Raw genomic sequence first — 12,419 nt, forward strand, 5'->3', positions numbered from 1 at the left:
GCAACGGAGTGAAGGCCGCCCCGGCGGGGCGGCCGGGGCGGCTCAGGCGCCGGCGCGGATCCGCGCGGTTTCGGCGGCATCGACGGTGCCGTCCGGGGCGAGGGCGACCTTGTAGACGTCGCGGGCGCGTCCGGCCGTGATCCATTTCTCGCGCACGTCGCTGGCGACGCGCTCGGGATCGCGCGTTGCCGGGTCGCCGTAGCCGCCGCCTGCCGTCGCGTAGGAGACGACGGTCTGGTCGCGGCGGACATGGATCTGCTCGGAGGTCCGGAGCGGCGTGATCGTGCCGTCGTCGGCGGCGAGCCATTGCCGCGCCGGCTGGGCGTCGTGGCCGCCGCGGGTGCCCTTGGCGGGATTGACGGTGCCGTCGCTGCAGAATCCGAGCTCGAAGTCGCAGTCGACCGGGCGGTACTCGGTGAGCAGACCCGGCGCGCCGCGGTGCATGCCGGCGCCCTCGCTGTCGGCGACGAGGCGGCGCGTCGTGATCATCATCGGATGCAGCATCTCGTCCACCTCGACGCTGTCGTAGAACGGCATGCCGGCGTTGCCCATCGAGAACAGCGACAGCCAGCCGTCCTGGGTCGGCGTGCCGGCGCCGCCGGCGCCGGCGAGGATCACCTCGTTGACGAAGGCGTGGCCGTTGCGCGGATCGACGCCGGAGATGACGCCGGCCGACGGCGGGATCGCCGCACCGCCTTCGGCCATGCCGATCGCGGGGTCGATGGCGGCCAGCGCGCACTGCACCGCGTTGGTGACGCGGTCGCCGAGGTTGGTCGTCGCGACCGAGGTCGAGGTCGGGTGGAACGGGATGCCGACGACGCAGCCCTCGCGCAGGTGCACGACGATGCGCCGGAGGCTGCCGGCGTTCGGCTGCATCGGCGTCGGCAGGCTGTTGAAGACGCCGACGATGGCGGCGGTGCGGGCGCAGGCGTGCGAGAGGTTCACGCCGACGGGCAGGCAGTCGATGTTGTCGGTCATGTCGACGGTGATGATCGCCGCCTCGGGATCGACCGTCACGTCGGCGTTGGCCGGGATGCCCTCGGGCGGCGTGCGCGGCAGCGGATCATGCACCGAGGTCGCCCGCGCGCGGCCAGGGCGGATGGTGCGGATGCAGTCGATCATCTGCTGTTCGGAGAGGTCGAACCAGTCCTGCGCATGACGGGTCAGCGCGTCCCAGCCGAGCTCGCGCCCCATCCGCATGATCTCCTGCTCGCCGATGCGGGCGGCGCCGACCGTCGCGAGATAGTCGCCGCGCCACTGGTTCGGCACGCGGATGCGCATCATGCAGATGTTGATGATGTCCTGGATGTCCTTGTAGCCGGTCTGCACCTTCACCGCCGGGAAGATCAGCGCGCCTTCCTCGTAGACGTCGCGCGCATCGCCCATGTAGGTCGTCGGCAGCGAGTTGCCGCAGTCGGCCTGGTGCGCCTTGGCGAGCACGGTGAAGCGGTGGCGGCCGTCGTCGTCGAACACCGGCACGAGGATGGTGTGGTCGGCGGCGTGGCTGTTGCCGTGATAGGGCGAGTTGTGCAGGAAGGCGTCGCCGGGCTTCAGGTCCGGATGCATGTCGAGCATCGCCCGCGCCATCAGGTCGGCGCCGCCGATGACGTGGATCGGATAGCTGTCGGCGGCGGTCAGGAGCTCGCAGTCGGCGGTGACGAGGGCGCAGGAGAAGTCGCGCGCCGTGTTGATGACGCCGGAGCGCGCGGTGCGCAGCAGCGTGTTCGCCATCTTGCGCGTGACACCTTCGAAGCGCTTCTGGACGATGGCGAGCCGGACGCCGTCGGGCCGGGCGCGGGCCGGGGCGACAGTCGGGGCGGGGGACGGGGCAGAGGTCATGGGCTGGATCTCCTCGCGGCCGGACTTCAAAGCGAAATGACGAGCTGGCCGGACGGCTTCTTGCGGGCCGTCGCGCCGGGATTGATCACCACCGAGGTGAAGCTCGACTCGATCACCGCGGGACCGACCACCGGCTCTGCGGGGTCGAGGTCGTCCCAGCGGAAGGCCGGCGCCTCGACCGGGCCGGTCTCGCGGAAGGTCATCGTGCGGTGCACCGCCTTCGGCCCGCCCCCCGGCTGCGGCGCGAGATGGGCGCGGCTCTCCTCGGCGACGCGGCAGCGCGCGACGGCGCGCCAGCCCATGATCTCGACGTCGTCGCCGTCGTCGCGGAACGAGAACAGGTCCTGGTGGCGGGCGTGGAACGCGGCGACGAGCCGGGCGACCGCGTCCGGCGCGCCGAGATCGGCGGGCGTGAACGGCACCTCGATCTCCCAGACCTGGCTCGGGTAGCGGCCCTCGATGGCAAGATCGATACGCTTGTCGAAGGCGTCCGCGCCGGCGGCCGCGAAGAAGGCTTCCGCCTTCGCCGTCAGGTCGGCAACGATCGCCTGCGCCCGCGCGGGGTCGAACAGGCGGGTCGGCATGATGGCGGTGACGGCGAAGTCGCGCGTCAGCTCGGACATCATCGCGCCGGCGGCGCTGAGCGCGGCGCAGACGTCGGGCACGATCACCGTGGAGCACCGCAGGCGCCGGGCGATCAGCACCGTGTTGATGCCCGCCGCGCCGCCGCCGCCGATGATCGCCGTGCCGGTCGGGTCGATGCCCTGCTTGACCGTGATGTCCTCGATGGCGTTGACCATCTGCTCGGTGGCGAGATCGATGATCGCCAGCGCCGCATCCTCGACCGACAGGCCGAGCGGCAGCGCGACGTCGCGCTCCACTACCTCCCGGGCGGCATCGCGGGCGAGGCCCATGCGGCCGCCGAGGAAGAAGCCGGGATCGATGTAGCCGAGCACCACGGCGGCGTCGGTCACCGTCGGCCGGGTGCCGCCGCGGCCGTAGCACACCGGGCCCGGCGTCGAGCCGGCACTCTCCGGGCCGACGTGCAGCAGGCCCGAGGCATCGACCCGGGCGATCGAGCCGCCGCCGGCGCCGATGCTTTTGACGTCGACCGAGGGGAAGCCGGTGAGATGGCCGCGATAAATCGTGCCGAGCCAGGTGTCGCGGGTCCACGGGATCACGCCGTCCTTTACGAGGCTGACGTCGTAGGTGGTGCCGCCGGCATCGGTGACGATCGCGGCGTCCCAACCTTCCTCGGCGGAGAAGTAGCGCCCGGCGACCGGGGCCATCGAGGGGCCGGAGTTGAGCGCGAGAATCGGGCGCTCCGAGAGGTCGTCGACGTCGACGAGGCCGCCCTGCGAGGTCACCGCGAAGATGCGCCCCTTCAGCCCGGCTTCGCCGAGGCGGGTCTTCAGCGCGTGCATGTAGCCCTGCATGATCGGCTTCAGCGAGGCGTCGATCGCCGCCGACGAGGTGCGGCGGTACTCGCGCACCGTCGGGTTCAGCTGGTGCGACAGCGTGTAGGGCACGCCCGGCAGGTGCGCCTCGATCAGCCGGCCGACCGCGAGCTCGTGCGCCGGGTTGACGATCGACCAGATCAGCGACACCGCGACGGCTTCGACGCCCGCCGCCCGCATCGCCGTGATGATCTCGAGCACCGTGGCCTCTTCGAACGGCGCCATCTCGCGGCCGTCGGCCCAGATGCGGCCCGGCACCTCGAAGGTCAGCGAGCGCGGGATGTAGGGGGGCGGGTAGGGGATCTGGTAGTTGAACGGATCGGTCCGGCCACCCTCGCGGATGACGAGGATGTCCGGGTGCCCCGCGGAGACGAGTAGAGCCGTGCGGGCCGTGCGCCCGGTGACGACGGCGTTGATCGCGCGCGTGGTGGAGTGGAACAGCAGGTCGGTCTCGGCGAGCAGGCCGGCGACGGTGCCGCCGGTCTGTTCGGCGGCCACGGCGACGGCATCGAGAATGCCATCGACAGGGTCGGGGTAGGTCGTCGCAGCCTTGTACATCGAGAGTACGCCGCCCCGGTCCATCACCAGATCCGTGAAGGTTCCGCCCACGTCGATCGACAGCCGCATCCGTTCGGTCCTCCGTCTGCCGGCCAGGAAGGCCGGCGCGCCCAGTTCATGACTTGCGCACCATGCAAGCAAGTTGCAGGCCAGAGGAGGGACCGCGGTGGGATCGACGGAGATCGCCGCGATTGGTCAAATAGCCGAGGCGTGATCGCCTCATCTTTCGGCGGTTGGCACCGAAATAGGCAGGCGCGCCGGCGCCAGACAATACGCGGGGAGAGGCCATTTCAATGCATGGCACGCAAGTGACTTGCAGTGATGCGCGGCATGTCGATTGCAGGATGGACGGCGTCAGCTACGGGAGCCGCCGCCATGCCGAAGACCTGCCTCGTGCCGCCGAATCTCGCCTTCCAGCCGCGTCCGTCCTACCCCTATTCGCCGGGCACCGCGGCCGGCGGCTTCGTCTACACCGCCGGTCAGGTCGCCTGGAACGAGCGCGGCGAACTCGTCGGCCGCGGCGATGTCGAGGCGCAGACGCGGCAGGTGCTCTCCAACATCCGCTCGATCCTCGAGCTCGGGGGCGCAACGCCGGGGGACGTGCTGAAATGCAACGTCTACCTCGCCGACATCCGCACCTTCGCGGCGATGAACGCGGTGTTCGCCGAGTTCTTTCCCGTCGATCCGCCGGCCCGCACCACCGTCCAGGCGGCGCTCGCCGAACCGGAGATGCTGGTCGAGATCGAGGCGATCGCCTTCGTCGCGTCCTGAGCCGCGCGCGTCCGCCAGCCGGCACTTCAGCGCGGTGATTGCCGCGGTGCTCTGATGACTTGACGACCGCGCCGGAACCGTATCGTTAGTTTCAGATGACCAACGACGCTTCACCTGCTGCTCCCTCTGCCCGTCCGGCAGCGGCGACCTCGACCACCGGTGCCGGCGGCATGCCGGCCGTCGGGCCGCGGCTGCGGCTGCAGCGGCGCATCCGGCGGTTGCGGCTGAAAGATCTCGCGGTGAAGGCCGGCTGCTCGGAGAGCCTGCTGTCGCGAATCGAGAACGGCCTCGTCACGCCGTCGCTCACCACGCTGCACCGGTTGAGCCAGGCGCTCGGCATCAACGTCTCGACCCTGCTCGAACCGGTCGAGGAGAAGATCTGCACCGTCTACGGCCCGAACGACCGGCCGCGGCTGCTGCGAGGCGACGAGGCCGAAGGCGACGGCTCGACCGCCGACAGCATCATCCCGTTCGAGGAGAATCGCCGTCTCGAAGGTCTGATGATCACCCTGCCGGCCGGCGGCCCGCTCTGCGGCCCGTTCCGCCACGCTGGCGAGGAGGTCGGCTACGTCATCGACGGCGCGGTCGAACTCACCGTCGAGGGCGAAGTGTTCATCGTTCCGGCGGGCTCGACCTTCTTCTTCGAATCCGATCGCCCGCACAGCTACCGCGCCTCCGGCACCGAATCGGCCCTCGTGCTCTGGATCAACACGCCGCCGACGTTCTGACGGCCGCCTGGACCGCAGCGGTCAGGCGGCGACGTCGCCGTCGTCGCCGCCTCAGGCCTTCTCCTCGCCCGTCTCGACCTGGCCGACCATGCGCAGGAAGCGGCGCGTGCGCTCGTGCTGCGGCGCGTCGATCACCTGCTCGGGCGGTCCCTGCTCGACGATGTTGCCTTCGTCCATGAAGATGACCCGGTCGGCGACGTCGCGGGCGAAGCGGATTTCGTGGGTGACCACCACCATCGTCATGCCGGCCGCCGCCAGCCGGCGCATCACGGTCAGCACCTCGCCGACGAGTTCGGGATCGAGGGCCGAGGTCGGCTCGTCGAACAGCATCAGCCGCGGCTTGATGGCGAGCGCGCGAGCGATCGCGACGCGCTGCTGCTGGCCGCCCGACAGCCGGTGCGGCAAATGGGCGGTGTGGTTGCCGAGGCCGACGCTGGCGAGCAGCTCCTGGCCCAGCTTCTCGGCATCGGCGGGTGACGTGCCGTGCACCCGGACCGGTGCCTCGACGACGTTCTCGAGTGCCGTCAGGTGGCCGAACAGGTTGAAGGACTGGAACACCATGCCGATGCGGGCGCGCGCCTTGGCCCCGGCGAGGCCCGCCACCGCCTTCGGACGACCGCCGGCGTAGTCGTAGCCGACGGTCTGGCCGTCGACGCGGATCTCGCCCCAGTCGAGGCCCTCGAGGTGGTTGATCATGCGCAGGAAGGTGCTCTTGCCCGAACCCGACGGGCCGAGGATCACCACGCATTCGCCGCGGTTGACCGTGAGGTCGATGCCGGCGAGCACCTGGCGGTCGCCGTAGCTCTTCTGAACGTTGCGGGCGACGACGAACGGGGTGCCGACGGGGGCGACGATGTCGTCGGCGGTGGCGATCCGGGCGAGCCAGGTCTCGTCGAGCTGGCGCGCCACGGACGTGGCGGCGACGGCGGGCGCCTCGTCCGACGCGGGGGCCTCGTTCGAGCTGCCGGCCGGCCGGGCCGGCGAAAACAGGAATCCGCCGGTGAGGCGGGCGAGCGGCCCGGCGTCCTTGCGCTTCGTCCGGTCCGCCTCGAGATCGTAACGCTGCTCGAGCCATGACTGCAGCAGCGAGATCGCGCTCGTCATGACGAGGTAGATCAGGCCGGCGGCGATGAAGACGGTGAAGAAGCGGAAATTCTGCCCGACGATCTGCTGGGCGCGGAAGGTGAGCTCGTTGACGAAGATGATCGAGGCGATCGAGGTGAGCTTCAGCATGCCGATCGTGTCGTTGAACACGCCGGGCAGGATCGCGCGCATCGCCTGGGGCAGGATGATGCGGCGGAGGGTGAGGAACTTGCCCATGCCGAGGCTGTCGGCGGCGATCGACTGGTTGCGGTTCACCGACAGGATGCCGCCGCGGATGATCTCGGCGCTGAACGCCGCCTCGTTGAGCGCGAAGCCGATGATCGCGGTGGTGATGCTGTCGAGCCGGATGCCGAGTTCGGGCAGGGCGTCGAACAGGAAGACGAGCTGCAGCAGCTGCGGCGTGCCGCGGATCACCCAGATGTAGAACCACGCCGTCGAGCGGACCATCCAGAAGCCGGAGAGCCGCATCAGGGCGAGGCCGAGCCCGAGCAGGAGCCCGATCGCCATCGCGACGGTCGTGATCTTGAGCGCGATCCACGCGCCCTGCCAGAGGAAGGGCGACAGGAAGTAGCCCCACATCTCGACGATGAACGGCGGCGGACCGCCGCTGGTGATCGATCCGCCGGCGGCAAGGTCGCCCAGCGTCGAGGTCGTCTGCCGGCCCGCATCGGGGCCGCAGCCCGTCAGTACGAGGGCGACGATGAAGGCCATCCCGAACAGGGTGGCGATCCGGCGGAGCCAAGTCTGCATGAGCCTCATCCGACCGTCTGTGGCCTGAACTGCAACGGGGACGGCCCGATCGGCGAGCCGGAGCCGTCAGGCATGTCGGCGGCGGAAACCGTTCGGAACCCGCCGCCGTGATGGGCGTCAGTCCTTGCGAACTTCCGCGGCGACGATCAGATCGGGGTCGATCTTGTAGGTCTCGAAGATCTCGACCTGCTTGCCGGCCGCCTGCACCGCGACGAGGCCGTCGTAGATCGCCTGCAGCAGTTCATCGTTGCCGTTCTTGACCCCGGCGCCGATCGTGAACCCGGTCAGAATCTTGAAGGCGACCGCGTAGGTTTCCGGGTTTTCGATCGCGAGCGACTGCACGAGCGCGAGGTCGCTCATCAGGATGTCGGCACGGCCGGTCTGGACGAGGCGAATGCCGGCGGCAAGGTCCGGGTAGCTCATCACGGTGACGCCGGGCTTGCCGTCGGCCGTGCACTTGCCGTCCTGGTCCTTGAGCGCCGCCTCCTCGACGGTGCCGAGGCCGGCGGCGGCGGTCGCGCCGCACATGGCGGTGATGTCGTCGATCGACTTCGGGTTGCCGGCCTGGGTCAGCGCGCCGGTGCCGGCCTGCATGTAGAGGACGTAGTCGACCTGCTTGGCGCGCTCGGCGGTGTAGTAGAGATTGTTCCAGAACACGTCGATCTGGCCGGAGATCGTCGCCGGCAGGAGACCCGACCAGCCGCCGAGGAAGATCTCGTACGGGATGCCGTGGCACTCGAACACCGCGCGGGCGAGGTCGGTGTCGGCGCCGATGACCTTGTCGAAGTCGGTACCGTCGCGCATGGTGTAGGGCGGCGTCTGCGGATCGGCGCCGAACTTGACCGTCTTGCCGACGAGGCCGGGATACTTCTCGGCGAGCTTGTCGGGTTCGCAGGCCGGGGTCTGGGCCATCGCTGCCCCGGAGAAGCCGAGGGCGATGGCGAAGGCGACGGCGGAAGTCCACATGTTGGCGGGCATGGCACGCTCCTCTGTTGGCGGTCTCTGACGGCGGGTTCTGGGTCGGTCTCTGTCGTCGGTCCTCGTCCGCTTTGCGGTGTCTTGTCGTGCGGGCTTGCTTCGCCCTTGTCCGGCTCTTGCGTCCGGGCAGCGCCTCGACCCTCGCACAACCGGGTGCCTTCGGCTCAAGTCGCTTGCATGGTAAGCAAATTGCAAGCGGCGTGCCATCTTGGCCGAGGGCATGAAGGGTGGTCCGAACGGGAAGATCGCGGGCTGGACGGGTCGCCGATTGATCAGATTCAGTGCCCGCTGCCGCCTTTTGGTGCAGGCACAGGATGATCAGGCGGTGCCCGAAATCCGGGACTTCCGTAGAGCATCTCTACCTCTGCGCGAGCGGTCGTCATATCTCGCCCAGCCGCGCCGGAAATTGGCGCAGAAGCCGGCGCAACCTGCCCGAAATCCATGCAAGCCACTTCTTTACTGCGCAAGTCGGCTTCGCTAGCTTTCCTTCGACGCAAGCCGAACCGCCTCGGTCGGACGAAGGAACGCCCAATGCAGCTCGCCCGGGAAGACCTGCTGACGGCCTATCGCACGATGGCGTTGATCCGTGTCTTCGAGGAGCGCGTGCAGCGCGAGATGTCGTCTGGCGACATTCCGGGCTCGACCCACCTCTATGCCGGCCAGGAGGCCTCGGCGGTGGGCATCTCGATGCACCTCGGCGACATGGACCGCGTCGCCTCCACCCATCGCGGCCACGGCCACTCGATCGCCAAGGGCTGCGACGTCGACGGTATGATGGCCGAGATCTTCGCGCGCTCGACCGGCATCTGCCACGGCAAGGGCGGCTCGATGCACATCGCCGACCTCGACAAGGGCATGCTCGGCGCGAACGGCATCGTCGGCGGTGCGGCGCCGATCGCTTGCGGCGCGGCGCTCGCGGCGCGGATGACCGGCTCCGGCGCCGTCGCGGTCGCCTATTCCGGCGACGGCGGCTTCAACCAGGGCACGATGGCGGAGTCGCTCAACCTCGCCCGCGTCTGGGACCTGCCGGTGATCTTCGCGATCGAGGACAACGGCTTTGCCGAGGCGACGGCGTCGAGCTGGGCGGTCGCCGGCGACATCGTCGCGCGCGGCGCGGCCTACGGCATCCCCGCCGAGCGGGTCGACGGCACCGACGTCTTCGCCGTGCACGAGGCGGCGGGCCGGGCGGTGGCGCGGGGGCGGGCGGGCGATGGGCCGACTCTGCTGCACATCATGGTGCCGCGCTACCTCGGCCATTTCAGCGGCGACTCGGACACCTATCGCACGCCCGACGAGAAGCGGGCGATGCGCACCGACCGTGACTGCCTGAAAGTGTTTCGCGACAAGGTGTTGCCGGCCGGTCTTCTTGAAATGGATCAGCTCGACGCCATCGATGCGGAAGTGGCGGCGCTGGTCGACGGGTCCGTCGTCGCCGCCCGCGCCGCGCCGCGGCCCGACCCCGCGACGGTCGCCACCGACGTCTACGTCTCCTATCCCTGACACCCGCGCCCGGAGGCAGCCGATGCCGAGGAAATCCTTCCGACAGGCGCTCAACGAGGGCCTGCGCCTCGAGATGCGGCGCGACCCGCGTATCTTCGTGATGGGCGAGGACGTCGCCGGCGGCAAGGGCGCGTCCGGCGAGCAGGACGCCTGGGGCGGCGCCTTCGGCGTCACCAAGGGGCTGCTCGCCGAGTTCGGCCCCGAGCGGGTGCGCGACACGCCGATCACCGAGAGCGCCTTCGTCGGGGCTGCGGCCGGCGCGGCGATGGCCGGCATGCGCCCGGTCGTCGAGATCATGTTCGTCGACTTCATGGGCGTCTGCTTCGACCAGATCTTCAACCAGGCCGCCAAGTTCCGCTACATGTTCGGCGGCAAGGCGGTGACGCCGATGGTGCTGCGCGCCACCTTCGGCGCCGGCACCGGTTCGGCGAGCCAGCACAGCCAGGCTCTCTATCCGCTGTTCACCCACATTCCCGGCCTCAAGGTCGTGGTGCCGTCGACGCCCTACGACGCCAAGGGCCTGCTGATCGAGGCGATCCGCGACGACGATCCGGTGATCTTCCTCGAGCACAAGGCGATGTACGACGATGTCGGCGACGTGCCGGACGGCGCCTATGTCGTGCCGTTCGGCGAGGCCGCCGTGCTGCGCGACGGCGGCGACGTCACCATCGTCGCCTTCGGGCGCATGGTCGGCCGGGCGATGGAGGCGGCCGCCAGGCTCGCCCGCGACGGCATCGAGGCGACGGTGGTCGACCCCCGCACCACCTCGCCGCTCGACATCGACACTATCATCGAGACGCTGGAAGAGACCGGCCGGCTGGTGATCGTCGACGAGGCCTATCCGCGCTGCGGCATGGCCGCCGACATCGCCGGCATCATCGCCGAGGAGGCGTTCGGGCTCCTGAAGGCGCCGATCCGCAAGGTGACGCCGCCGCACGCGCCGGTGCCCTATGCGCCGGAACTCGAGGCTGCCTATATCCCGAGCGTCGAGCGCATCGAGGCGGCGGTGCGTGGCGTCGTCGGGTGGTCGCGATGAGCGCCCGCATCACCGCGATCCGCATGCCGCGCTACGGCATGACCATGACCGAGGGCGCCGTCTCCGGCTGGCTCGCCGAGCCCGGTGACGCCGTCGCCGTGGGGCAGGATCTGCTCGAGGTCGAAACCACCAAGATCACCAATGTCGAGACCGCCGCAGCCGCCGGCACGCTGCGCCGCCGCGTCGTCGAGCGCGGCGGCGTCGTGCCCGTCGGCGCGCTGGTCGGCGTGATCGCGGACCCGGAGGTTCCGGAGGCGGAGATCGACGCCTTCGTCGCCGCCCATGCCGCGGCGCCGGTGGCTGAAAACGGTGAGGCGGCCGGCGGTCCCGTCGAAAGCCTCGTCGATCTCGGTGCCGCGACGATCGCGATCCGCCGCACGCCGGCCGCGAGCGGCGCCGACGCCGCGCCGGTCGTGCTGGTGCACGGCTTCGGCGGCGACGGCGACAACTGGCTGCTCGTCGAGCCGGCGCTGGCTGACGACCGGCCGGTGATCACGCTCGACCTGCCGGGGCACGGCCGCTCCGGCACCGTCTGCGGCGACGGCAGCATCGCGACCCTCGCGCAAGTCCTTCTCAATCTTCTCGTCGCGCTCGGCATCCCGAAGGTCCATCTCGCCGGGCACTCGCTCGGCGGCGCCATCGCGCTGGCCGCCGCGGCGACGGCACCGGAGCGTGTGCTCTCGCTGTCGCTCGTCGCGCCCGCCGGCCTCGGCCCCGGCATCGACGACGGCTACATCGCCGGCTTCCTCGCGGCGGACCGGCGCAAGGAGCTGAAGGACGTGCTCGGCCGGCTGTTCGCCGACCCCGACGCCGTCGAACGGCGGATGATCGACGGCGTCTTGCGCATGAAGCGACAGGACGGCGTACCCGAAGCACTGTCGGCGATCGCCGCGGCGAATTTTCCCGGCGGCCGGCAGGCGATCGACCTGCGTCCGGCGCTGGCGGCGCTCGCCTTGCCCGTTGCCGTCATCTGGGGCGACCAGGACGGCATCGTCGATCCGGCCAATGCGGACGGCCTGCCGGAGGCAGTCGCGGTCAGCCGCCTCGCCGGGGTCGGTCACATGCCGCAGCTCGAGCGGCCGGCCGAGGTGGTGCGCCTCGTCAAGGCGGCGATCGCCGCGGGCGGGGGCTGACAGGTGATGCCGCCGCACCCGTCCCCCCGCGGCCTGCCGGGCCTCGCCGGCCTCGACCACGTCGGGCTGACCGTGCCGGACCTTGAGGCGGCCGTGGCGTTCTTCGTCGACGTGATCGGCGCCGACTTCATCTACGACGGGGGTTCGATCGGCGGGCGACCCGAGGACGAGGCCTTCATGGTCGCCGCCCTCGACGTCCACGCGAAGGCGCGCTGCCGCTACGCCTTCCTGCGCTGCGGCAACGGGCTGAACCTCGAACTCTTCGAATACGCCGCGCCGGACCAGGACCGCTCCCGGCCGCGCAACAGCGACTGGGGTGGCCATCACATCGCGCTCTACGTCGACGACATCGCCGCCGCGGTCGCCCATCTCCGCGCGCACGGCATCCGCGTGCTCGGCGAACCGATGGCGATCACCGAGGGCAACTCGGCCGGGGCATCGTGGGTCTACTTCCTCAGCCCCTGGGGCCTGCAGATGGAGCTCTGCTCCGCGCCTGCCGGCAAAGCCTACGAGCGGACCGCGGCCGTCCGGCTCTGGCATCCCGAGCGGCCGGCCGGGTGAAGGC

10 protein-coding genes are annotated in these 12,419 nt (G+C 70.3%); 6 read left to right on the top strand and 4 right to left on the bottom strand.

The features are described from left to right. Positions 1–42: 42 nt before the first annotated feature. Complete coding sequence (locus tag I5731_RS14800) at positions 43–1,839, bottom strand: hydantoinase B/oxoprolinase family protein (protein WP_197312167.1); 1,797 nt, start codon at positions 1,837–1,839, stop codon at positions 43–45. 26 nt (positions 1,840–1,865) lie between these two features. Further along, positions 1,866–3,923, bottom strand: a complete 2,058-nt coding sequence (locus tag I5731_RS14805; RefSeq protein WP_197312168.1) for a hydantoinase/oxoprolinase family protein — start codon at positions 3,921–3,923, stop codon at positions 1,866–1,868. 306 nt (positions 3,924–4,229) lie between these two features. Here I5731_RS14805 and I5731_RS14810 point away from each other — a divergent pair, with 306 nt between their 5' ends. Together I5731_RS14810 and I5731_RS14815 are read left to right on the top strand one after the other, a co-directional pair. Next, a complete protein-coding gene (locus tag I5731_RS14810; RefSeq protein WP_197312169.1) occupies positions 4,230–4,625 on the top strand; it encodes a RidA family protein in 396 nt (131 codons plus the stop codon). A 95-nt stretch (positions 4,626–4,720) separates the two neighbouring features. Next, a complete protein-coding gene (locus I5731_RS14815; protein ID WP_197312170.1) occupies positions 4,721–5,353 on the top strand; it encodes a helix-turn-helix domain-containing protein in 633 nt (210 codons plus the stop codon). 51 nt (positions 5,354–5,404) lie between these two features. Here I5731_RS14815 and I5731_RS20045 read toward each other — a convergent pair whose 3' ends face one another. Continuing rightward, positions 5,405–7,207, bottom strand: coding sequence for an amino acid ABC transporter permease/ATP-binding protein (locus tag I5731_RS20045; protein ID WP_328838905.1), 1,803 nt, complete (start codon positions 7,205–7,207; stop codon positions 5,405–5,407). 117 nt (positions 7,208–7,324) lie between these two features. Beyond that, complete coding sequence (locus I5731_RS14825) at positions 7,325–8,185, bottom strand: transporter substrate-binding domain-containing protein (RefSeq protein ID WP_235981815.1); 861 nt, start codon at positions 8,183–8,185, stop codon at positions 7,325–7,327. 531 nt (positions 8,186–8,716) lie between these two features. Here I5731_RS14825 and I5731_RS14830 point away from each other — a divergent pair. Genes I5731_RS14830 through I5731_RS14845 form a run of 4 tightly spaced genes read left to right on the top strand, consistent with a single transcriptional unit; the run spans position 8,717 to position 12,415 of the window. Continuing rightward, positions 8,717–9,685, top strand: coding sequence for a thiamine pyrophosphate-dependent dehydrogenase E1 component subunit alpha (locus tag I5731_RS14830; protein WP_197312171.1), 969 nt, complete (start codon positions 8,717–8,719; stop codon positions 9,683–9,685). A gap of 22 nt (positions 9,686–9,707) precedes the next feature. Continuing rightward, positions 9,708–10,721: an alpha-ketoacid dehydrogenase subunit beta gene (locus tag I5731_RS14835; protein ID WP_197312172.1), complete on the top strand. Its 1,014-nt coding sequence runs from the start codon at positions 9,708–9,710 to the stop codon at positions 10,719–10,721. Beyond that, entirely contained in the window at positions 10,718–11,854 is a 1,137-nt protein-coding gene (locus I5731_RS14840) for an acetoin dehydrogenase dihydrolipoyllysine-residue acetyltransferase subunit (RefSeq protein WP_197312173.1), read from the top strand. The genes I5731_RS14835 and I5731_RS14840 overlap by 4 nt, the downstream gene beginning before the upstream one ends. Positions 11,855–11,860: 6 nt before the next feature. Next, on the top strand, positions 11,861–12,415 hold the full coding sequence (locus tag I5731_RS14845) for a VOC family protein (RefSeq protein ID WP_197312228.1): 555 nt from the start codon (positions 11,861–11,863) through the stop codon (positions 12,413–12,415). The last annotated feature ends 4 nt before the right edge of the window (positions 12,416–12,419 follow it).

The organism is Methylobrevis albus (assembly GCF_015904235.1).
GTDB classification, from domain to species: Bacteria; Pseudomonadota; Alphaproteobacteria; order Rhizobiales; family Pleomorphomonadaceae; genus Methylobrevis_A; species Methylobrevis_A albus.

Excerpts from the sequence above, each read along its gene's own strand:
- I5731_RS14800 (WP_197312167.1), bottom strand. The coding sequence starts at position 1,839 with ATGACCTCTGCCCCGTCCCCCGCCCCGACTGTCGCCCCGGCCCGCGCC.
- I5731_RS14805 (WP_197312168.1), bottom strand. The coding sequence starts at position 3,923 with ATGCGGCTGTCGATCGACGTGGGCGGAACCTTCACGGATCTGGTGATG.
- I5731_RS14810 (WP_197312169.1), top strand. The coding sequence starts at position 4,230 with ATGCCGAAGACCTGCCTCGTGCCGCCGAATCTCGCCTTCCAGCCGCGT.
- I5731_RS14815 (WP_197312170.1), top strand. The coding sequence starts at position 4,721 with ATGACCAACGACGCTTCACCTGCTGCTCCCTCTGCCCGTCCGGCAGCG.
- I5731_RS20045 (WP_328838905.1), bottom strand. The coding sequence starts at position 7,207 with ATGCAGACTTGGCTCCGCCGGATCGCCACCCTGTTCGGGATGGCCTTC.
- I5731_RS14825 (WP_235981815.1), bottom strand. The coding sequence starts at position 8,185 with ATGCCCGCCAACATGTGGACTTCCGCCGTCGCCTTCGCCATCGCCCTC.
- I5731_RS14830 (WP_197312171.1), top strand. The coding sequence starts at position 8,717 with ATGCAGCTCGCCCGGGAAGACCTGCTGACGGCCTATCGCACGATGGCG.
- I5731_RS14835 (WP_197312172.1), top strand. The coding sequence starts at position 9,708 with ATGCCGAGGAAATCCTTCCGACAGGCGCTCAACGAGGGCCTGCGCCTC.
- I5731_RS14840 (WP_197312173.1), top strand. The coding sequence starts at position 10,718 with ATGAGCGCCCGCATCACCGCGATCCGCATGCCGCGCTACGGCATGACC.
- I5731_RS14845 (WP_197312228.1), top strand. The coding sequence starts at position 11,861 with ATGCCGCCGCACCCGTCCCCCCGCGGCCTGCCGGGCCTCGCCGGCCTC.